The organism is Burkholderia sp. COPS (assembly GCF_019425585.1).
GTDB classification, from domain to species: domain Bacteria; phylum Pseudomonadota; class Gammaproteobacteria; order Burkholderiales; family Burkholderiaceae; genus Burkholderia; species Burkholderia cepacia.
Genome location: NZ_WIXR01000008.1, coordinates 1 through 21,332, shown reverse-complemented (window position 1 = coordinate 21,332; position 21,332 = coordinate 1). Strand labels below are relative to the sequence as shown.

22 protein-coding genes are annotated in these 21,332 nt (G+C 69.6%); 14 read left to right on the top strand and 8 right to left on the bottom strand.

Features of this window, described 5'->3' with window-relative positions:
* Positions 1-162: 162 nt before the first annotated feature.
* On the top strand, positions 163-1,824 hold the full coding sequence (locus FOZ70_RS05290) for an ABC transporter substrate-binding protein (RefSeq protein WP_048026485.1): 1,662 nt from the start codon (positions 163-165) through the stop codon (positions 1,822-1,824).
* Between the two features lie 100 nt (positions 1,825-1,924).
* Here the strand turns inward: FOZ70_RS05290 and FOZ70_RS05285 are convergent, their stop codons facing one another.
* The 6 genes from FOZ70_RS05285 to FOZ70_RS05260 form a co-directional block, all read right to left on the bottom strand.
* On the bottom strand, positions 1,925-2,872 hold the full coding sequence (locus FOZ70_RS05285) for a TauD/TfdA family dioxygenase (RefSeq protein ID WP_219705117.1): 948 nt from the start codon (positions 2,870-2,872) through the stop codon (positions 1,925-1,927).
* Between the two features lie 155 nt (positions 2,873-3,027).
* Positions 3,028-3,981, bottom strand: a complete 954-nt coding sequence (locus FOZ70_RS05280) for a TauD/TfdA family dioxygenase (RefSeq protein ID WP_219705115.1) — start codon at positions 3,979-3,981, stop codon at positions 3,028-3,030.
* Positions 3,982-4,129: 148 nt separating this feature from the next.
* Positions 4,130-4,975: an ABC transporter ATP-binding protein gene (locus tag FOZ70_RS05275; protein ID WP_021162897.1), complete on the bottom strand. Its 846-nt coding sequence runs from the start codon at positions 4,973-4,975 to the stop codon at positions 4,130-4,132.
* A 33-nt stretch (positions 4,976-5,008) separates the two neighbouring features.
* Positions 5,009-5,836, bottom strand: a complete 828-nt coding sequence (locus FOZ70_RS05270; RefSeq protein WP_059484249.1) for an ABC transporter permease — start codon at positions 5,834-5,836, stop codon at positions 5,009-5,011.
* Positions 5,837-5,884: 48 nt separating this feature from the next.
* A complete protein-coding gene (locus FOZ70_RS05265) occupies positions 5,885-6,736 on the bottom strand; it encodes an ABC transporter permease (protein ID WP_219705114.1) in 852 nt (283 codons plus the stop codon).
* A 14-nt stretch (positions 6,737-6,750) separates the two neighbouring features.
* The gene (locus FOZ70_RS05260) at positions 6,751-7,818 is read right to left on the bottom strand and encodes an ABC transporter substrate-binding protein (RefSeq protein ID WP_059552942.1); all 1,068 of its coding nucleotides are present in this window, start codon (positions 7,816-7,818) and stop codon (positions 6,751-6,753) included.
* Between the two features lie 99 nt (positions 7,819-7,917).
* Between FOZ70_RS05260 and FOZ70_RS05255 the strand changes: the two genes are divergently transcribed.
* The 13 genes from FOZ70_RS05255 to FOZ70_RS05195 all read left to right on the top strand — a co-directional run bounded on the left by FOZ70_RS05255 (position 7,918) and on the right by FOZ70_RS05195 (position 19,200).
* The gene (locus FOZ70_RS05255; RefSeq protein ID WP_219705113.1) at positions 7,918-8,337 is read left to right on the top strand and encodes a hypothetical protein; all 420 of its coding nucleotides are present in this window, start codon (positions 7,918-7,920) and stop codon (positions 8,335-8,337) included.
* A 344-nt stretch (positions 8,338-8,681) separates the two neighbouring features.
* Positions 8,682-8,864, top strand: a complete 183-nt coding sequence (locus tag FOZ70_RS05250; protein ID WP_021162901.1) for a Flp family type IVb pilin — start codon at positions 8,682-8,684, stop codon at positions 8,862-8,864.
* A gap of 90 nt (positions 8,865-8,954) precedes the next feature.
* Positions 8,955-9,428: a prepilin peptidase gene (locus FOZ70_RS05245; RefSeq protein WP_219705111.1), complete on the top strand. Its 474-nt coding sequence runs from the start codon at positions 8,955-8,957 to the stop codon at positions 9,426-9,428.
* 20 nt (positions 9,429-9,448) lie between these two features.
* Entirely contained in the window at positions 9,449-10,468 is a 1,020-nt protein-coding gene (cpaB, locus tag FOZ70_RS05240) for a Flp pilus assembly protein CpaB (protein ID WP_219705109.1), read from the top strand.
* A 54-nt stretch (positions 10,469-10,522) separates the two neighbouring features.
* The gene (locus FOZ70_RS05235; protein ID WP_021164088.1) at positions 10,523-11,905 is read left to right on the top strand and encodes a type II and III secretion system protein family protein; all 1,383 of its coding nucleotides are present in this window, start codon (positions 10,523-10,525) and stop codon (positions 11,903-11,905) included.
* A 15-nt stretch (positions 11,906-11,920) separates the two neighbouring features.
* Positions 11,921-12,301 carry a CpaD family pilus assembly lipoprotein gene (locus FOZ70_RS05230; protein ID WP_021164087.1) on the top strand — a complete coding sequence of 127 codons (381 nt, stop codon included), beginning with the start codon at positions 11,921-11,923 and terminating at the stop codon, positions 12,299-12,301.
* A gap of 21 nt (positions 12,302-12,322) precedes the next feature.
* Positions 12,323-13,546, top strand: coding sequence for an AAA family ATPase (locus FOZ70_RS05225; RefSeq protein WP_042978295.1), 1,224 nt, complete (start codon positions 12,323-12,325; stop codon positions 13,544-13,546).
* Positions 13,543-14,949, top strand: coding sequence for a CpaF family protein (locus tag FOZ70_RS05220; RefSeq protein WP_219705107.1), 1,407 nt, complete (start codon positions 13,543-13,545; stop codon positions 14,947-14,949). The genes FOZ70_RS05225 and FOZ70_RS05220 overlap by 4 nt, the downstream gene beginning before the upstream one ends.
* On the top strand, positions 14,946-15,923 hold the full coding sequence (locus FOZ70_RS05215) for a type II secretion system F family protein (RefSeq protein ID WP_219705106.1): 978 nt from the start codon (positions 14,946-14,948) through the stop codon (positions 15,921-15,923). Before FOZ70_RS05220 ends, FOZ70_RS05215 begins: the two co-directional genes overlap by 4 nt.
* Complete coding sequence (locus FOZ70_RS05210; RefSeq protein ID WP_219705105.1) at positions 15,920-16,864, top strand: type II secretion system F family protein; 945 nt, start codon at positions 15,920-15,922, stop codon at positions 16,862-16,864. The genes FOZ70_RS05215 and FOZ70_RS05210 overlap by 4 nt, the downstream gene beginning before the upstream one ends.
* The gene (locus FOZ70_RS05205) at positions 16,861-17,742 is read left to right on the top strand and encodes a tetratricopeptide repeat protein (protein ID WP_219705104.1); all 882 of its coding nucleotides are present in this window, start codon (positions 16,861-16,863) and stop codon (positions 17,740-17,742) included. Before FOZ70_RS05210 ends, FOZ70_RS05205 begins: the two co-directional genes overlap by 4 nt.
* Complete coding sequence (locus FOZ70_RS05200; protein WP_059649041.1) at positions 17,739-18,167, top strand: TadE family protein; 429 nt, start codon at positions 17,739-17,741, stop codon at positions 18,165-18,167. Before FOZ70_RS05205 ends, FOZ70_RS05200 begins: the two co-directional genes overlap by 4 nt.
* Positions 18,160-19,200, top strand: a complete 1,041-nt coding sequence (locus tag FOZ70_RS05195; RefSeq protein WP_059815304.1) for a TadG family pilus assembly protein — start codon at positions 18,160-18,162, stop codon at positions 19,198-19,200. Before FOZ70_RS05200 ends, FOZ70_RS05195 begins: the two co-directional genes overlap by 8 nt.
* Here the strand turns inward: FOZ70_RS05195 and FOZ70_RS05190 are convergent.
* Complete coding sequence (locus FOZ70_RS05190) at positions 19,173-20,426, bottom strand: glycosyltransferase family 87 protein (RefSeq protein WP_219705102.1); 1,254 nt, start codon at positions 20,424-20,426, stop codon at positions 19,173-19,175. The genes FOZ70_RS05195 and FOZ70_RS05190 overlap by 28 nt on opposite strands.
* A gap of 14 nt (positions 20,427-20,440) precedes the next feature.
* Positions 20,441-21,332 (bottom strand): glycosyltransferase (locus FOZ70_RS05185; protein ID WP_219705100.1); only part of this gene is annotated, 892 nt, incomplete at its 5' end.

Here is a 21,332-nt window from a genome sequence, read left to right as displayed (position 1 = left end):
CACGCGGGCCACGTGCCCGACGCTCGCACGGACATCCCCGTGCCGCGGCGGCGGGATGCCGATCCAGCGATAAGCAACGCGGAATTAATTGGTAAGCGATCGGCGGGCGACGCGCGAAGATCGGCCGTCGTCATCTGCATGACAGCCATCGATTCCGCCACCATGAAGACCTCTTTCGTTTCGCCCGCCGCGCGTCGCGTGCGGAAACCGCCGCGCGCCGCGACGGCGCTGCGCTGCATCGCGGCGTCGCTGCTGCTCGCCGGCGCGGCCACCCACGCGCTTGCCGCGCCCGCTGGCAAGACGCTCGTGTATTGCACCGAAGGCAGCCCGGCCGGCTTCGATCCGGGCCAGCACACGACGAGCACCGATTTCGACGCGAGCACGTTCACGATCTACAACGGGCTCGTGCAGTTCAGGCGCGGCACGCTCGATCTCGAACCGTCGCTCGCGACGAGCTGGGACGTGTCGCCCGACCAGCGCACGATCACGTTCCATTTGCGGCGCGGCGTGAAGTTCCAGACGACCGCTTGGTTCAAGCCGACGCGGCCGTTCCAGGCCGACGACGTCGTATTCACGTTCCGCCGGATGCTCGATCGGGACGATCCGTTCCGCAAGGCCTATCCGGTCAGCTTCCCGTATTTCAGCGACCTCGGTTTCGACCGCAACATCGAACGCATCGACAAGGTCGACGACTACACGGTGCGCTTCGTGCTGAAGACGCCCGACGTCGTGTTCGTGCGCAATCTCGCGATGGCGTTCGCGTCGATCCTGTCGGCCGAGTACGCGTCGCAGCTCGCGGCGCGTCATCGAGAGGCCGACATCAACCAGTTCCCGGTCGGCACGGGGCCGTTCCTGCTGCGCACGTACCAGAAGGACGCGCTGATCCGCTACGACGCGAATCCGGACTACTGGAAGCCGGACGACGTGAAGCTCGCCCGTCTGGTGTTCGCGATCACGCCCGATCCGGCCGCGCGCCTGCAGAAGCTGGTGTCCGGCGAATGCCAGGTGTCGGTGTTCCCGCGGCCGGCCGACCTCGACACGGTGCGGCGCGACCCGAAGCTGTCGTTGTTCTCGGGAATGGGTTTCAACGTCGGCTTCGTCGCGTACAACACGCAGCATGCGCCGCTCGATCGCGTCGACGTGCGGCGCGCGCTCGACATCGCGATCGACAAGTCGGCGATCGTGAAGACCGTGTTCAACGGCGACGCGAAGATCGCGACGAACCCGATGCCGCCCGCGCAATGGTCGTACAACCCGCGCCTGAAGGATGCGCCGCGCGATCCGGCGGCCGCGAAGGCGCTGCTCGCGCAGGCCGGTTTCCCGAACGGCTTCGACCTCACGCTGTGGGCGATGCCCGTGCAGCGCCCGTACAACCCGAATGCGCAGCTGATGGCGCAGTTGATCCAGCAGGACTGGGCGAAGATCGGCGTGCGCGCGAAGATCGTCAGCTACGAATGGGGCGAATACAACCGCCGCGCGAAGCTCGAAGGGCAGCACGACGCGATCCTGTACGGCTGGTCGGGCGACAACGGCGATCCCGACAACTGGCTCGGCACGCTGCTCGGTTGCGACGCTGTGCACGGCAGCAATCTCGCGAAATGGTGCAACCAGGATTTCGAACGGCTGGTGGACGCCGCGCGTTCCAATGCGGACGTCGCGAAACGCACGGCGCTGTACGAACAGGCGCAGGTCGTGTTCAAGGACCAGGTGCCGTTCACGCCGATCGCGACGTCGATCGTGTCGCTGCCCGTGTCGAAGCGCGTGCACGGGCTGACGTTCTCGCCGCTCGGCGGGCACCGCTTCGACGGGGTCTGGCTGGATTGACGGACGGGCCGCGCACACGCGCGGCCCGCGCATTCATCCGCATGGCGTGACGGAAGCGAAGGAAAGGCCGGCGCGCCGCGGTGCGCCGGCTGCCGCCGGTTCAGTTGAGCGCGACCGCCGCCGCGGCCTCGACCGGCGAGCCTTCGAGTGCGACCGACGGCCGGCCGTCGGGGCCGACCGGCACGTCGCCGGTGAGCGTCGTGCGATAGAGCTGGCGGTCGAAGTCGAGATCGAAGATGTCGACCGGCGCGAGGTGGGCGGTCGCGCGGTTGTCCCAGAACGCGATGCTGCGCGGCTCCCACTTGAAGCGGATCGTGAATTCGGGCCGCGTCACGTGTTCCCACGGCAGTTCGAGCAGGGCCTGGCTCTCGCGCGGCGTCAGCCCGACGATCGATTTCAGGAAGCTCGGGCTCACGTACAGCGCGCGTTCGCCGGTCTCCGGGTGCACGCGCACGAGCGGATGTTCGGTCACGAGCGGGCGGCGTTCGACCGCGTCGTCGAACGCATCGGTTGCGCGCGCGCCGGCCGGCGGCGTGAAGCGATGAAGGCCGCGCAGGCCGTCGACGAAGCCGCGCAGCGGCGCGGACAGCGTTTCGTACGCGCGCACGAGGTTGGTCCAGTGCGTGTCGCCGCCGTAAGACGGGATGGTCACGCCGCGCAGGATCGACGCCCACGGCGGGTTCACGGCGGCCGTCACGTCGGTGTGCCAGCCGGTCCACGGCCGGCGCACCGGTTCGCCTTCGAAGCGGGTTGCCTTGCGGTGTTTCGCGATCGAGTACACGGCGGGATGCCCGTCGACGTGCCCGAACACCGGGTGGCCGACCGTCGGCTCGCCGAACTGCGCGGAGAACGCGACGTGCTGCTCGTGCGTGAGGAACTGCTCGCGGAAGAAGATGACGCGCCATTTCAGCAGCGCGGCGCGAATCGCCGAGATCTGCGGCGTGGTCAGCGGTTGCGTGAGGTCGACGCCGCGTATTTCCGCACCGATATGGGCGGACAGCGGGATCACGTCGATCGGCTCGGCGGCGGGTTCGAGTAAGGCGCTCATGCGACGCTCCTGGCGGAAGTGAACGGGGTGCGGGGCCGACATCGTTGCGCGTGCGCGCGTCGGTCCGGTGGCGGGAAAGGCATGGTCGGGTGTCCGGTGGCGGGGAGGCAGGTGCGGCGGCGGGCACGGAACGGCGCCGCCGCGTGACGCGGGCGTTATTGCAGCGTCGCGCCCGGCCCCTTCAGCACGACGCTCCGGCGGCCGTCGATGCCGACCGGCACGTCGCCGTGCACGGTCGCGCGGCGCACGACACGGCGCGCATCGCCGTAGTCGTTGATCGCGTAGTGCTGCGTCGCGCGGTTGTCCCAGATCGCGACGTCGCCTTCCTGCCAGTTCCAGCGCACGGTGTTCTCGAGACGCGTCACATGTTCGTGGAACACCTGCAGCAGGTGCGCGGAATCCTGCGCCGACAGCCCCTTGAGCCGCTGCACGAAATGCCCGAGCACGAGCGTGCGCTCGCCGGTTTCCGGATGGACGCGCACGACCGGGTGCTCGGTTTCGTAGACGGTCGACGTGAACACTTCGCGATAGCGCTTCAGTTGCGCATCGTCCGCATGCACGTGCGTCGACGCATAGTCGTATGCATTGGTATGCAGCGCCCACAGCGTGTCGGCGAGTGCGCGCAGCGTGTCGGGCAGGTTCGCATAGGCGGCGGCCGTGTTGGCCCACACGGTATCGCCGCCGAACGGCGGAATCACGACCGCGCGCAGGATCGAGACCTTCGGGTACGCATCGACGAACGTCACGTCGGTGTGCCACGAATTGGCGCGCGCGCCGTGTGCGGAATCGAGTTCGAGCAGGTGCGCGCTGCCGTCGACGGACGGCACGGTCGGGTGGGCGACGGTCTCGCCGAAGCGGCGTGCGAACGCTTCCTGCGCGGTGTCGTCGAGGTGGTGCTGGCCACGGAAGAACAGCACCTTGTGGCGCAGCAGCGCGGCCTGGATCGCGTCGAACGTCGCGTCGTCGAGCGTACCCGACAGCCGCACGCCGGCGATCTCGGCGCCGATCCGGCCGGCGACCTGGCGAAGCTGGAGCGGGGTGGCGGCCGTGCGCGGTGCGGCGTGCGAAGCATGCGAAGACGGGTGAGCGGCGTGCTGGACTTCGGACATCGGGAGTCTCCTGGAGTCGGGTCGGTCGAGTCTCCATTCAAGCAGGGACCGTGCGCAACCGGAACCGATGAATCGTCACAACCTTAGCGTGCGAGCGGCGACGATCGATATGCGTCGTCGTGCTGAGCAAATCGAAGCGCCATGCGTGCTACCACGCGAGCCGCCATTCGCCGATCCGGTGCGGGCGCGGCGGGTCGATACGCTTGCCGCGCGGGTGGTCGTCGCCCGGCGGTTCGCCGTCGTCGAAACCGGCGAGCACGGTGTCGCGCAGCCGTGCGAATTCCGGTGAATCGCGCCGGCGCGGGCGCGGCAGCGCGACATCGACGATGCGCTCGATGCGGCCCGGGCGCGGCGCCATCGTCACGACACGGTCGCCGAGATACACGGCTTCGTCGACGTCGTGTGTGACGAGGATCATCGTGATGCGCTCCTGTTCCCAGATGCGCAGCAGCTCGTTCTGCATCCGCGCGCGCGTCTGCGCGTCGAGCGCGCCGAACGGCTCGTCGAGCAGCAGCACGCGCGGGCGGTTCACGAGGCCGCGTGCGATCGCGACGCGCTGCGCCATCCCGCCCGACAACTGGTTCGGATACGCGTGCTCGAAGCCGTTCAGCCCGACGAGCGCGACGTGATCGGCGACCGCGCGGCGCTTCGCGGCCGCATCGAGCGGCGCGTTGCGCAGCGCGGCCTCGATGTTCTGCGCGACGGTCAGCCACGGGAACAGCCGGTGATCCTGGAACACGATCCCGCGCTGCAGCGACGTATCGCGGACGCGCTCGGCACCGGCACGGATCTCGCCCGCGTAATCGGTGTCGAGCCCGGCGATCAGGCGCAGCAGCGTCGACTTGCCGCAACCGCTCGCGCCGACGATCGTGACGAACTCGCCGGCGCGCACGTGCAGCGACACGTCGTCGAGCACGGCGAGCGCGGCGCCGCGTTGCGCGTAGTGCTTGCTCACGTGGAGGATGTCGAGCGAATCGGAGGCGAGGGTCGTCATGGCGGTGCGAGGAAGGAGGTAAGGAAAGGGCGATCAGCGCGGCAGGTCGCCGCGCCGGGCCAGCACCTTGCGCTCGATCGCGCGTGCGATCGCGTTTAGGGCCCAGCCGGTCACGCCGACGACGATGATCCCGAACAGCACGAGATCCATCCGGAACTGCTCGCTGCCGTCGATCAGCGTGTTGCCGATCCCGCTGCCGGCGACCAGCAGGTATTCGGCGCCGAGCGTTGCGAGCCACGAATAGATCAGGCCGAGATACAGCCCGGTGAAGATCGACGGCAGCGCGGCCGGCAGGATCACGTGGCGCACGAGCTGGAACCGCGAGTAGCGCAGCGCGCGGGCGACGTCGACATACGCGCGCGGCACCGCATGAATGCCGTCGCAGGTGTGCGCGGCAACGGGCAGCAGCGCGGCGAGCGACAGGAACACGACCTTGGCGACGTCGCCGAGGCCGAACCATACGGAAATCAGCGGAATCCACGCGAACAGCGAGATCTGCTTGAACGTGTCGAAGCTCGGGCCGACCATCCGCGCGGCGAGGCGCGACAGCCCGAGCGCGGTGCCGAGCAGCAGCCCGCCGGCCGCGCCGATCGCAAAACCGCAGGCTTCGCGCGCGAGCGACGCGGACAGCGCGCGGCCGAGCGCGCCGCTCGTGGCTTGCACCCATGCGGTGCGCAACACGTCGGCCGGGCCGACAAGCAGGCCGCTGTTCACGAGGTGCGCGGAGGCGATGGCCCACCACAGCGCGAACGCGACGAGCGGCAGGACGAAGCCGCGCCAGTCGGGCGCACGCAGGCGGCGTGCGACCCTGGCGGCCGTGGCGGCCGGCGGTGCGGCGTCCGGCGAAGCGGAATGCGTCACGGGAGAATCTCCTTCGGTTGCGCGGGCGGGGCGGGCATCGTGTGTGGCTCAGCCCCGGAAGGCGGACGGCACGCCGCGGCGCAGGCGCGCCTCGAGCGCGTCGAGCAGCCGGTTGATCAGCAGGCCGACCGCCCCGACGACGATCACGGCGGCCATCACGAGATCGAGCTGGAACAGTTGCCGCCCGTACACGATCAGGTAGCCGAGCCCTTCGGACGACGCGACGAGCTCCACGACGACGAGCGCGAGCCACGACTTCGTGAACGCGAGCCGCACGCCGGTCGCGAGCGTCGGGATCGCGGCGGGCAGCACGACGTGCACGATGCGCTGGCGGCGCGTGTAGCCGAATACGCGCGCGACTTCGTCGAGCGCGGGCGGTGTCTGGCGAAACCCTTGCAGCGTGCTCAGCGTGACGGGAACGAGTGCCGCATGCGCGATCAGCAGGTACTTGAGCGGTTCGCCGACGCCGACGAGCAGCAGCAGGAACGGCAGCCAGCCGAGCACCGGAATTTGCACGAGCGCGTTGAAGCTCGGCAGCACGTAGGCTTCCAGCGTGCGCGACAGGCCGAGCGCGACGCCGGTCGCGAAGCCGAGCAGCGTGCCGGCGGCGAACCCGACCAGCACGCGCTGCAGGCTGATCAGCGTGTGGCGCACGAGATCGCCGCTCGTCGCGAGATCCGCGAGCGCGTCGAACACGCGTTCCGGCGGCGGCAGGATCTGCGGCGCGATCCAGCCGCGCGCGCTGCCGACGCTCCACAGCGCGAACAGCAGCGCGGGCAGCAGCCACGGCGCGAGCCGCCACGGCCATCGTTTCACGTGCGCCGCCGGGTGCGGCTGCGCGGCGAGCGCGGCGGGCGTGCGAGTGTCGGACGACGGGACGGAAAACGCGGTGTCGCTCATCGGGAAAGTCCGGGTCAGGAAAGGGGCTTGCCGGCCGCGTCGTATCGTTGCCAGTAGTTTTCGAGCTTCAGCGTGCGCAGCGCGTTGTCGAGATACTTCGGCTCGAACCAGCCGTCGACGTCGACCGGCTGGCGAATCAGTTTCAACGCGAGCGCATCCTGCGCGACGGACTTGTAGCGCGCGACGAAGAACGGATCGATCAGCGGCGACAAGCGGTCCTTCAGGCGCTGGTTCGCGTAGTCGGCCTGCCACGACGAAACCGGCACGCCGCTCTTCGCCCACAGCTTGAACAGCGCATCGCGGTTCGCTTCGTCGGACGACCATTGCGCGCTCTTGACGATCGCGGTCACGACACGCTGCACGATGTCCGGATGCGCGCGCTCGAAGTCGTCGAGCACGAGCAGGTGGGTCTGGCGCGTGAACTGCGGGCCGTCGTTCTGCGATTCGTAGATGATCTTCGCGAGCCCTGCGTCGCGCAGCTTGTACAACTGGTAGTCGCCCACCGACGCGTCGATGCCTTTCGACGCGAGCGCGGCGAGCGAGCTTGCGGCATCGAGGTTGATCACGCGCAGGTCGCGTTCGCCGAGGCCGTTTTTCGCGAGTGCGTTGTCGGCGACGAGCTGCAGGTTGGTGCCGCGGAAGATCGACACGCGGCGGTCCTTCAGGTCCTTGATCGAGCGGATCGTGGAGTCGGGCGGCACCGCGATCTTGACGCCCGAGCGCACGCTCGCGGCGAGCAGCAGGCGCGTCTTGATTCCGTTCGCACGCGCGAGCACGGCGGGCAGGTCGCCCTGGTACGCGAAGTCGAGCGCCTTGTTGGCGATCGCCTCGTTGACGGCAGGCCCCGCGCCCTTGAAGAACAGCCATTCCACCTTGATGCCGTCTGCCGCGAACTCCTTTTCGACCTGTTGCTGCAACTGCGCGGTGGCGGGGCTCGATCCGCCGAACGTCGGCGGATCGCCGGCGCCTTGCTGGGCGACGCCGATGCGGATGGTGGCGGGCTTGTCGGCGTGCGCGGCGGCGGCCGGCAACGCAATGAGGGACGCAATGAGCAGCGATCGCAGCAGGCGCAGTGGAAGCATGAATCGACGGGTCCGGAACGTTGAGGAACAAGGCAGGGCCGCAGCCCGTCGGGGCATTCTCGATGACGTGCCGGGGCCGGACAAGAAACGATTTGAACTATGCTTATCGCCGCTTTACGGGTTGCCGCGTCGCGCGTTCCGTTCTTTGCGACGGAGAACCGCATTCACATGCATTGGAGATTCATTCAGGATTCCCATCATGTCGATTGCGGCCGGATGCGGAATAGGGAAATCGTCGATTTGAAAATCGCAATGGTGACGTGGATGGATTTACGTAAGGATCGCTGGACGAATCCGGGCGGAAAGATGGAGGCAGGTAATCGGGGAAATGCGACGAGGGCCGGTCAATTTTGCCGGGAAGGCACGCTGGATAAGGAGAAACGAGCCACTGTCGATCGATCCGGCATGCCGACAAATCGAATGGAAACGGTTCGATGGCCGGTCGGAAAATCATGCGCCGCAACAGTGGCTATGCCTGTTCAGATAGGTGAACCACGCGAAATACCGCGAGAAAAATGAAGGCAAATGAGCGATATGGCTTTCATCGTTGCAGCATGAAATCCATAAATGCACTCCGACGCCAAATCATTTGAATTCGCCTGAAAAATTGTCTATACCCTAGACGAATCAGCGCGGTTGCATCGTGCGGGAAGACCGCACCAGGGATGCGGGCACGCAACGGTCGAAGTCATCGTTGCTCGCCGCGTGTTGTCGTGTTCGAGAGTATTCCGGGGGATGCGAACGACCCAGTGCCAGGGTCGCCCGCAGGCATCGCAATGGGCGAATGTCCTGCGCAACCGCCGGAGCAAGGGTGCGTCTTTGCGTTCAACGGTCGGTCACCGACCCGTTACACGGAGGTTGCCATGCTGCAATACGTCAAGTCCCTGCTGCGTGACGAACGCGGCGTCAGCTCGCTCGAATACGCAGTGCTGGCCGGCATCGTCGTGGTCGCGCTGGCGGCGGTCGGCGTAATCCTCAGCAGCACCAGCGGCGGCTTGCCGAGCATATTCACGACGCTGATCAACAAGGTGACGAGCCTGATCTGATCCGCTGAACCCGCGCGCCACCGACGAACACCGGGATCCGCAGCGGTAGAACGTATCCGCGGCCGGTGCGTGTCGACGGACGGCTCTCCCATGCTCACGCTCGTGCAGTCGGTGGCCACGGTCTTGCTGGCCTCGCTCGCCGCGCAGGATCTGCGCGACCGGCGGCTGCCCAATCGCGTGGTGCTCGCGTTCGCGGCGCTGTATTTCGTCGCGGCGGCGCTCGCGCGCGACGGTTTCGCACCGCTGGCCGGGCATGTCGCGATCGGCGCGGCGACGCTGCTGCTGTTCGGCGCGATGCGCCACGCGGGCTGGATCGGCGGAGGCGACGTCAAGCTCGCGGCGGCGGTATGCCTGTGGGCCGGCCCGGCGCTGGTGTTTCCGGTGCTGGCGAGTGTCGGCGCGGGCGGTGCGCTGTGCGGCGTCGCGTTGCTGGTATCGCGGTCGCGGCGTGCCACGCCGGTGCACGCGATCGACGCGCGCGGCGTGCCGTACGGCGTGGCGCTCGCGCTCGGCGGCACGCTGGCCGTCTGGGTGTCGTTTCCACACACGGTTTCGCTTACCTAGCCCGGGGGACGCACGCCGCCATGCCCAAACCGCTGAGAATGGCCGTGCTCGTCGTTGCCGCCGGCATCGGTGCGTTCATCCTGCGCGAACTGTACGTCGCCGCGTCGACGCCGTCGGTGCCCGTAGAAACGGATCAGGCGCGTGTGCGGGTCGCCGCCGCCGACCTGCCGGAAGGGCTGCTGCTGCGCGACAACGATCTCGCGTGGAAACGGATGCCGCGCGCGCAGGTGCCGGCCGGCGCGTTCGTCGAGTCGCAGCCGGGCGCGGACCTGAAGGGCGCGCTGCTACGCAACCGCGTGGGCGCGGGCGCGCCGATTCGCGTCGAGAACGTGATTCCGGCCGGCGCGCCGGATTTTCTCGCGGCCGCGCTGCAACCCGGCATGCGCGCGATCTCGGTGCCGGTCGACGACGTGTCGGGCAATGCGGGGCTGATCCAGCCGGGCGACTTCGTCGACGTGTTGCTGACGCAGCAGATCGGCGGCTCGGCGACGTCGCCGGGCACGTTCGAAGCGGAGACGGTGGTGCGGCGCGCGCGTGTACTCGCGGTCGGTTCCGAATTCCAGCGCGCGAAGGCACCCGCGAGCGCGCCGGACGCGACGGCGCGTGCGCGCACGGTCACGCTCGAGGTCGCGCCGCGCACCGCGCAGGTCGTGCTGGTGGCGACCCGCCTCGGCTCGCTGTCGCTCGCGCTGCGCAGCTTCGCGACGAGCGACCGGCGGCAGCCGGCGGGCGGCGACGAGCAGGAGGCCGATACCCAGCCGGTGTGGGCTGGCGACGTGTCGCGCGCGGCGCGCGAGATTGCGCGCGAGCCGTCCGCCAGGCCGGATGCGGGCGCGCGGCCGGCGTGGCGGAACAACGCGGTGGTGATCTATCGCGGTTCGTCGGTCGACGACGGATCGCACGGCGGCGGAACCGGCACGCCGGGCCTGCCGCCGCTGCCGTCCGGGCTGCCGTCGTGGCCGGCGATGCCCGCGGCGCCGGGCGGTGCCAATGTCGCGGCGCAGGCGGGTGCGCCGCCGCCGGGAGCGACGGTGCAGTGACGGATTGACGATTCGGGCCGTCCGTCCGGCGGCCGGCATTTGACGGGAACACGCATGGTGCGCATGGTTCGTTGGATCGCTTTCCTGGGCCTGGCCTGCGGCATCGCGTCCGGGGGCGCCGCCGCGCAGGTCGCGCGGGCGCCGGACGCGGGCGCGGCGCTGTCGATCGCGACCGGCAAGGGGGAACTGCTGTCGCTGCCCGAGCCCGCAACCGCGATGTTCGTCGCCGATCCGGCCATCGCGGACATCCAGGTGCCGTCGCCGCGTACCGTATTCGTGTTCGGCAAGAAGGCGGGCACGACCACGCTGATCGCGCTCGGCGCGAACCATCGTCCGATCCTGCGCAAGACGGTGATCGTGCAGGTCGACACGGCGTCGCTGCAGGGCGTGCTCGACAGCCGCTTTCCGCAACTGAAGCTGTCGGTGTCCGGTGCGCCGGGCTCGCTGATGGTGTCGGGCAAGGTGCCGAGCGCGGCCGACGCCGACGCCGTGATGCAGTCGCTCACGCCGTACCTGCACGACAAGGAAAAGATCGTCAACCGGCTCACGCTGTCGCGCCCGATCCAGGTGAACCTGCGCGTGCGGGTGACGGAGGTGAGCCGCAACATCACGCAGCAGCTCGGCATCAACTGGAGTTCGCTGGGCGGGGCCGGCAACTTCGTCGGCGGGCTGTTCAACGGGCGCACGCTGTTCGATCCGACGACCAGCCTGTTCAACCTGTCGCCGACGGGCGCGTTCTCCGTGCTCGGCGGGTTCCGCGCGGGGCGCTGGTCGATCGACGTGGTGCTCGACGCACTCGACCAGGAGGGCCTGATCACGATGCTCGCCGAGCCGAACCTCACCGCGATGTCCGGCGAGACCGCGAGCTTCCTCGCGGGCGGCGAGATTCCGATCCCGGTCGCACAGGCCGGCTCGTCGACCGGCGCGATCACGGTCGAGTTCAAGCCGTTCGGCGTGTCGCTCGATTTCACGCCGACCGTGCTTGCCGACAACCGGATCAGCCTGAAGGTGCGGCCGGAAGTGAGCGAGGTCGATGCGAACAACAGCGTGACGACCGGCGGCGTCAAGGTGCCGGGGCTCACGGTGCGGCGCGTCGAGACGACGGTCGAGCTGTCGAGCGGGCAGAGCTTCGCGATCGGCGGGCTGCTGCAGAGCCAGACGGCCGACACCGTGTCGCAGATCCCGGGGCTCGGCCGGCTGCCGATCATCGGCCGGCTGTTTTCGTCGAAGAACTTCCAGGACAACAAGACCGAGGTGGTCGTCATCGTCACGCCGTACATCGTGCAGCCGGCCGGGCCCGGCCAGCTCGAGCAGGCGATCGACACGGTCGCGCGGCCGAGCAGCGACCTGGAGTTCGCGGTGCAGCGCAACCTGGGGCTCGACCTGTTGTCGGGCGATACGCCGCGCCTCGTCGGCGCCGCGGGCTTCGTGTACTGAACCGGAGGCGCGCCCATGCGAACCCGATCGATCGTTGCCGCACTGCTGCCGCTGGGGCTCGCGGGCTGCCTGTCGGCGCCGCCGCCGGTCAACCTGCCCGATGCGCGGACGATCGGCTTCGACGGCGCGCGCGCGGTGCCGCCCGATTGCGCGACGCTGATGCAGCCGTCGCATCTCGTCGACGCGGGGTACGCGCGGCCCGGCGTGCCGTTCGGCTGCGCGACCTACTCGAACCTCGCGGCGATGCTCGCGCGGCCGGAGGATCTCGTCGCGCCCGTGCCTTACGGCGGCGCGGACGCGCAGGCCGCGGCCGACGCGGTGCGCCGCTACGTCGAGGATCGCGTGAAGCAGCCGACACCCGGCAAGACGCTGACGACCGGCTCGCCCGGCCATTGAACCGACCCGGATGCCATCACGATGCCGCCCATGAACCTCCTCGATCGCCAGCACACCCGGCGCGCCGCGTCCGCGGGAGCGGCCGATCTCGTCGCGGTCGTCGCCGATCCGGGCAGCGAGGACGTGATACGCCGCGTCGCGCAGGAGCTGTCGATCACGCGCACCCATCTGCAGGCGGGCACCTGCGACGATGCAATCCGGCTGCTGCAGCAGTACGAGCGTTCGCCGCGCCAGCTCGTCATCGACGTGTCGGATTCGGTGCTGCCGGTGTCGGACCTGATGCGGCTCGCCGACGTGTGCGACCCGTCGGTGCGCGTCATCGCGATCGGTACGCAGAACGACGTCGGGCTGTTTCGCAACCTGCTCGGCATCGGCGTGCAGGACTACATCGTCAAGCCGCTGACCGTCGAGTTGATGCGGCGCGCGCTTACGGCCACGGAGTCGGTCGTCCAGGCGCGTACCGGCAAGGTCGTCAGCTTCGTCGGCGCCCGCGGCGGCGTCGGCGCGACCACGATCACGGTGAGCCTCGCGCGCTTCCTGGCGGGCGAGAAGCGCCGCCGCGTGGCCTATGTCGACCTGAACCTGCATGGCGGCGGCGCGAACTCGATGTTCGGGCTGTCCAGCAACAACGGGCTGATCGAACTGCTGAACATGGGCCAGCGCCCCGACGACGCGTTGTTCGAGCGCATGTTCGTCACGAAGGGCGACCGGCTGCACGTGCTGTCCGCCGAGCTGGCGTACGGTGCCGACGCCCCGGTGGGCGACGAGGCCGTCGCGCGCCTGGTCGACATGCTGAAGGACCGCTTCCACTATGTGCTGTTCGACGTCGGGAGCGGTGCCGGCAAGCTGCTCGAGGACGCGCTCGTCGCATCCGATCTCGTCCATGTCGTGGTCGACCGCTCGGTGCATGCCGCATACGAGGCCGCGCGGCTCGTGCGTTTCGTGCGGGAACTGCCCGGCGAGCGGCTGCTGTCGATGGTGCTGAACAACCCGCTCGCGCCCGTCGCGGGCCGGGTCGAGCCGGTCGATTTCGAGGAGGCGTTCGGCGGCGCGCCGCTGCACGAACTGCCGCACGAGCCGCAGACGCTCGCCGTCGCCGAGAATCTCGGCGAGCCGATCGAAGGCGCGAAGCGGCACGGCTTCGTGGATCAGATCCGGCAGCTCGCGAACGGCATTACCGGCGAGCCGATGGCCGTCGCCGAGCCGTGGTATGCGCGGCTCGTCAAGTGGAGGAAGGGATCGTGACGTTCGGTACCCGCAACCGGCCGCCGGCGAACCCCGTGCCGGCCGCGACGCCCGCCGTGGCGCACGAGCCGGCACCGGCGGAAGCACCTGCGCCCGCGTCGGCATCGGCCCGTGCGCCCGTGGCGGCCGATACCCACGAGGCGCTGATCCGGTCGAGCAAGTTCGATGCGATCCGCCACGCGGTGTTCACGTCGATGAACATGTCGGCGGCGCTGATGAAGACGCGCGACGAGGTGCGCGCGGGCATCGAGCAGGTGGCCGCGCACACGGTCGAGCGCGAGCGCCTGAAGATCACGGCCGGCGAGCAGGTGCTGATCGTCGATGCGATCCTGAACGACATGTTCGGCGTCGGGCCGATCGAGCCGCTGCTGGCCGACGACACGGTCACCGACATCCTCGTCAACGGGCCCGACCAGGTGTACGTGGAGCGCGCGGGCCGGCTCGAGCTCACGTCGCTGAAGTTCCGCGACGACGCGCACGTGGCGAGCGTCGCGCAGCGGATCGCGGCGGCGGTGGGGCGGCGCGTCGACGAGAGCAGCCCGATGGTCGATGCGCGGCTCGCCGACGGCAGCCGCGTGAACGTCGTGCTGCCGCCGATCGCGATGCGCGGCCCGTCGATCTCGATCCGCAAGTTCGCGAAGCGCGACATCACGCTCGCGCGGATGGCGCAGCAGGGCAACATCTCGCATCCGATGCTGCAGGTGCTGAAGGTCGCGTGCGCGTGCCGGCTGAACATCGTGATCTCGGGCGGCACCGGCTCGGGCAAGACGACGCTGCTCAACGCGCTGTCGCAGCATATCGAGCAGCACGAACGGATCGTGACGATCGAGGATGCCGCCGAGCTGCAGTTGCTGCAGCCGCACGTCGTGAGCCTCGAGACCCGCCCGGAAAATACCGAGGGGCTCGGCGGGATCTCGCAGCGCGATCTCGTGCGCAACGCGCTGCGGATGCGGCCCGACCGCATCATCCTCGGCGAGATTCGCGGCCCCGAGGCGTTCGACGTGCTCCAGGCGATGAACACGGGGCACGACGGCTCGATGACGACGATTCACGCGAATTCGCCGCGCGACGCGATCAGCCGGCTCGAGAGCATGGTGATGATGGCGAACGCGAACCTGCAGCTGCTGTCGATCCGCCGCCAGATCGCGAGCGCCGTGCACCTGTTCGTGCAGATCGAACGGATGCGCGACGGGGTGCGGCGCGTGACGCGGATCACCGAGATCGTCGGGATGGAAGGCGAGGTGGTCATCACGCAGGACCTGTTCGTGTTCCGCCAGGAAGGCGACACGACGCGCGATTCGGTGAAGGGCGTGTTCGAGGCGTCGCCGTTGCGGCCGGGATTCGCGGCGCGTGCCGCGTATTACGGCGTCGAGGATGCGCTCGCCGAGGTCTTCCGGCAATGAGGGCCGCCGACCTGTTCGCGGTGGGCGGGTTCGTGACGATCCTCGCGATCGGGCTCGTGCTGTCGTCGCTGTTCGATCGCGCGAGCCATCACCCGGCGCAGCGCATCCGCGCACGGATGCGCAAGCTGTCGCCGTCGCTCGCCGGGCACGCCGGGCACGCGTCCGCCGCGCCCGGCGTCGCGCTGTTCAACCTCGAGCGCCGGCAAGGCCGCTTGCGCGCATGGCTGCAACGCCGCGTAACGCGGGTGCGCGCGGTGGGCGGCAAGGGCGGGGTGAGGATCGTCGTCGCGAGCACGATCGCCGGTGCGATCGCGGCGATCGTCGCGGTGAAGCTGATCGGGCCGCCGGGTTTCCTGCGTCCGCTGATCTATGCCGGGTTGCCGCTGGTCGCGATGCGCGCCAGCTACCGTGCGCTGGTCGACCGCTTCCGGGTGCGTTTTCTCGAAGCGTTCCCGGACGCGATCGACGTGATCGTGCGGGCCGTGCGCGCGGGCATTCCGGTCACGCAGGCGATCAGCATGGTCGGCGACGGCGCGGCCGAGCCGGTGCGCGCGACGTTCCGTTCGATGGGCGACAGCCTGCGCGTCGGCGCGGATCTCAAGGACGTGCTGACGCAGGCGGCGGACCGGCTGATGATCGCGGACTTCTCGTTCTTCACCGTCTACCTGCTGCTGCAGCGCGAGACCGGCGGCAGCCTCGGCGAAACGCTCGACGAGCTGTCGAGCATCATCCGCACGCGCCGCGACATCCGCCTGAAGACCCGCGCGCTGACCGCCGAAGGGCGCATCACGACGAACATCATTTCAGCGGTGCCGTTCGTGATGATCGGCGCGCTGTTTCTCGTGAACCGCGACTATGTGATGCTGCTGTTCTCGACGCACGCGGGGCACACGATGCTGACGATCGCGGCCGGGTTGCTGACGGTCGGCCTGCTGTTGATCCGCAAGATCTCGAAACTGGATACCGCGCGATGACGATGTCGATACTGGCCGCCCGCGGCTTCGAATTGCTGCTGTTGCTCGCCTGTGTCGCGGCGGTGCTCGGCAGACCCGGCGGCGGCACCCGCCAGCGGATCGCCGCGCGCGTGCGGCAGGCTGCCGGGCAGCACCCGCCGGCTCCCGTGACGGGGTGGCTGCAGCCGGGCGGCGTTCGCCAGGACCTGACGCGCCGGCTCGCGCAGCTGGGCGAACGGTTGCCGGTGCTCGACCCGATGCAGCGCGTGAAGCTCGGCCTGCAACTGACGCGCGCGGGCTTTCGCGAGCGCCGCGCGGTGTCGTCGATGATCGGGATCAAGCTGAGCTGCGGCGTGCTGTTCGCATGCGGCGCGATCGTGTTCAGCCCGCTGATTCCGCGCTTCGGCGAATACTTCGTGATCCGGGCGCTGGCGATGGTCGCCGCGTTCGTGATCGGCGTGATCGTGCCGGAATACGTGCTCGGCGCGATGATCCGGCGGCGGCGGCGGCTCATCGCCGCGTGCTTTCCGGACGCGCTCGACCTGCTGGTGATCTGCACGATGGCCGGCAACAGCCTCGCGTCGGGCATCCGGCGCGTCGCGCACGAACTGTCGCGCATCTGCCCGCCGCTCGCCGACGAGCTGACGGTGTGCGCGGACGAGCTCACGCTGAGCGGCGACGTGTCCGCGACGCTCGCGCATTTCGCGACGCGCGTCGATTTCACGTCGGCGCGGTCGCTCGCGACGACGCTCACGCAGTCGCAGCGCTTCGGCACGCCGATCACGCAGGCGCTGCGCACCCTGTCGCGCACCGAGCGCACCGAGCAGATCGTCGCGCTCGAGGAACGGGCCGCGAAGCTGGCGCCGAAGATCACGTTGCCGATGATGCTGTTCATCCTGCCGACGGTGTGCCTGATCGCGGCGGGCCCGGCGGCGATTCGCCTGCTCGAGGTATTCAGATGACACGATCCGTCATACGCGCGTTCGCGTTCGCGTTCGCGGCCGTGCTGCCGGTGCTGGCCGGCGGCTGCGCGCCGGGCATCCAGACGCGGCCGGTGCTGTCGCACAAGAGCGACGACCCGCAGGCCGAGCTGCGCATCGCGGACAGCGCGCTGGCCGGCGGCAACGTCGATCTCGCATCGACGCTGTACGAGAAGGTGCTCGCGAAGCATCCCGAATCGCTCGCGGCGCGCCTGGGGCTCGGCGACGTCAACTATCGCGCGGGCGACCTGGAGCGCGCGCGGATCCTCTACGACGACGCGCAGCGGCAGGCGCCCGCGGAGCTCGGCCCGCGGCTCGGGCTCGCGCGCGTCGCGTTGCGGCAGCGGCGTCTGGACGAAGCCGCGCAGCGCTATCGCGACCTGCTGGCCGCGCAGCCGAACCATCCGCTCGCGGCGGAAGGGCTCGGCACCGTGCTCGACCTGCAGGGGCGTCATGCGGATGCGCAGGTCGTGTATCGCGACGCGCTGCGCGCGCACCCGGACGCGCAGGGGCTGCGCGTCGACCTCGGGCTGTCGCTCGTGCTGAGCAACCGGCCGCGCGAGGGCGTGAACGTGCTGCTCGACGTCGCCGGGCTGCCGTCCGCGCCGTGGCAGGCGCGCCAGAACCTCGCGTTCGCGTACGGCGTGCTCGGCAATACCGATTCGGCGAAGAAGCTGCTGTCCGCGGATTTGCCCGCGTCGGCGGTGGCCGACAACCTGCGCTTCTACCAGGCGGTGCGCGCGCGGCTCGCGTCGCGCGGGGGCGGCGGCAGTGCAGGGGGGGCCGGTGCCGCGCCGCCGATGTCCGGCGCGGCGCTGGAGCCGGGCGCCGCACCGCCGGGTGCGGGGGCCGCAAAATGACACGCGGGGCGGCCGGCGCCCGCCGCGCGCGCGGCGTCGTGTCTCTCGAATTCGTGCTGATGCTGCCGTTCCTGCTGATGGTGCTGATCGGCATCATCGACACCAGCCTGATCCTGTGCGACAAGGCCGTCATCACGAACGCGAGCCGCGAGGCGGCGCGGGCCGGTGTCGTGCTGCGCGTGCCGATGCTGACCACGACGCAGATCGCGGGCATCGCGCAGAACGCGATGCAGAACAGCCTGATCACCGGCGGCACCGCGACCACCCCGGCGGTGACCGTGACGCAGGCGAACGGCACGACGTCGGGCACCGCGCTGACGGTGACCGTGACCTACACGTATACGGGGCTCGTGCTGGGTTCGGCGTTCAGCGCGCTCACCGGCCCGGTGACGGTTTCGGCGACTTCGGTGATGCTCTATGAATGACGCGCGCGCAACGCAACCCGCCGGCCCCGCGCGGCAGCGCGGTTCGGTCGCGCTGTTCTTCCTGATGTTCCTGATTCCGCTGCTGTCGTTCGGCGCACTGGCGATCGACATCGCGTGGGTGGTCACGGTGAACAACCAGTTGCAGAACGCGGCCGATGCGGCCGCGCTCGCGGGGGCCGATGCGATGATGTCGCCGAGCGGCGGCGCGGTGAACTGGTCGCAGGCCGCGCCGGCGGCGAACGGCGTGATCGCGCGGAACTCGGCGGCCGGTGCGGCGCTGTCGACCGGCACGGTGACCACCGGATACTGGAACGTGACGCGCAATCCCGCGTCGATGCAGCCGACGACCATCACGCCCGGCACCTACGACGTGCCGGCGGTGCAGGTCACCGTGTCGCGCGCGCCCGGCGTGAACGGCGGCTCGATTCCGCTGCTGCTCGGCGGGCTGCTGGGGATTCCCGGCGCCTCCGGCAGCGCGACCGCGGTGGCGGTGCTGGCGGCGCCGGGCGGGGTGGCGGCGGGCGCACTGTTTCCGGTTGCGATCGACCAGTGCGTGTACAACCTGTACTGGAACGCCGCGACCAACCAGCCGCTGATCAATCCGCTGACCGGCCAGCCGTACGAGTTCTCGATCACGAACGGCCAGGTCTACGGCCTGCTCTGCATGGGCGGGCAGTGGACCTCGTTCCAGTCGACCGCGACCGACACGACGACGATGGGCAACCTGATGGTGACCGGCAACCCGACGGCGCTCAACATCGGCGACAGCATCAATCTCGCGACCGGCGTGAAGGCGACGCTCTATACATCGGTGCCGGTCGGCACGACGGTGGTGCTGCCGGTCGTCACGCAGACCGCGACCAGCACCACCGTGCCGATCGTCGCGTTCGCGCCGTTCCATATCGACGTGTCGCTCGGCGGCACGTACAAGTACATCCAGGGCCACTTCGTCGCCGGCGTGAAGATGTCGGGCTCAGGGACCGGCGTCGGGCCGTACTACGGCGTCTACGTGCCGCCGCGGCTCGCGTTGTGAGCACGCGGGCCGGCGCGGCGCAGCAGCGCGAGGAGCGCGAACAGCGTCACGGCCGGGCCGATCTGCGGCCATTGCAGCCACGGGTTCAGGTATTCGACGAGCGGCAGCAGCCACATGAGCGCGATCGCGGCCTGCTCGCCGCGCAGCCAGCCGTCCTGCCAGCCGGTCGCCAGCATGCACGCGATCGCGATGCCGAGCCATGCGAGCTCGTAGTGCCACACGTAAGGGTTCGCCGCGAGCGTCGCGACCGCCAGGACGGCGGCACGCATGCGGATGTCGCGCGAACGCGTCCACACGATGCAGGCGGCTGCGATCGCCAGCGCCGCGATGCACGCCTGCGCGGCATACGCGAGCCCGGGCGTCAGGCCCGCGAGCCGGAAGGCGGCGAACGGCGCCGGCGACGCGAGCCAGAACACGACACCTTGCTCGAGGAGGAGCGACCGCGCGAGCGCGGTGCCGGCGACGAACCGATGGAGCGACTCGACGCCGCAGACGAGGATGCTCGATGCGGCGAACGCGGTGGTGGCGAGCGCGGCCCACGCGATCGTGCGCCATGCGCGCGTGGCGACCAGCACGAACGGGAACAGCAACGCCAGTTGCGGCTTGGCCGACAGCAGGCCGATGCAGAGGCCGGCCCACATCGGCCGGCGGTCCGCCCAGCAGACGGCCAGCGCCGCGCACGACGCGGTCAGGAACGCGTTTTGCCCGAACATCCCGGTGACGAACACGCACGGGGCGGCGACCAGCGCGAACCCGCCGACGCGCGCAGCGCCGGGGATCGCGCCGAGGCCCGATACGCGCGAAGCGGCGAAACCGAACACGGCGATACCGAACGCGACGAACAGTGGATAGCCGATCGCAAAAGGCAGCAGCGCGAGCGGCGTCACGAGCAGCAGGTTGGTGGGCGGGTACAGCCACGCGACGAGGTCTTCGCGGCGGAACTGCGGGAACAGGTCGGCGGCCAGCCGCGTGAAGGTCGGCACATCGTACGCTTGCCATGGCGAGCCGTGCAGCATCACGTACGACGCCGTCCAGAACACCGCGTAGTCGGGGCCCGGGCGCGACAAGGCGGTGGCCGGCGCATGACGGACGACGGATACCCAGATCGCGCCGAACAGCGCGTAGCACGCGAGCGCGACCGCGCTGTACGCGACGACGCGCCGCGGAGTCAGCCATGCGCGGACGGGATGGTCCGCCGATCGCGTCGTGTCCCGGGGGAAATCCATGCGGCGTGTAGCGACTACTTGATGGAGATTTTCCGCGCGCCGTGGCCGGCGGCAGTCGCGGGGAGCGGCGTCCGGCGGCGGGCCGCGTGCGTGCGCTTGAGCGGGAACTGCAGCAGTTTCGACGCAGGATGCGCGGCGGTGTCCCGCTGCGCGCGATAACGGCGCCGCACGAGATAGACGGGGCGCTGCTTCGACTCGTGATAGATGCGGCCGAGGTATTCGCCGATCACGCCGATGCCGATCAGCTGGATGCCGCCGACGAACAGCATCACGGAGATGAGCGACGCGTAGCCGTGCACGGGATTGCCGAACAGCAGCGTGCGCATGACGATGAAGGCGCCGTAGATGAACGAGAGGGCGGCGAACGCGAGGCCGACGTAGGTCCAGACGCGCAGCGGCACGGTGCTGAAGCTCGTGATGCCTTCGAGCGCGAAGTTCCAGCGCCGCCATCCGGAGAATTTCGAGCGGCCGCCGCTGCGTGGCGCACGCGTGTATTCGATGATCTCGGTGCGATAGCCGACCCACGCGAACAGGCCTTTCATGAAACGCCGCCGCTCGGGTAGCGCGCGCAGCGCGTCGACGACCTGGCGGTCCATCAGCCGGAAATCGCCGACGTTCTCGGGCATCTCGACTTCGGAGAGGCGGTTGTGCACGCGGTAGTAGAGCGCGGCGGCTACGCGCTGCATCAGCGGATCGCACATGCGGTCGGTGCGCTTCGCGGCGACGACCTCGGCACCGGCGAGCCAGCGTTCGACCATCGCGGGGATCAGGGCGGGCGGGTCCTGCAGGTCGGCATCGATCAGGATCACGGCGGTGCCGGCGGCTTCGTCGATGCCGGCGGTGAGCGCGGCTTCCTTGCCGAAGCGCCGGGTGAGATCGACGATGCGCACGCGCGGGTCGCCGGCC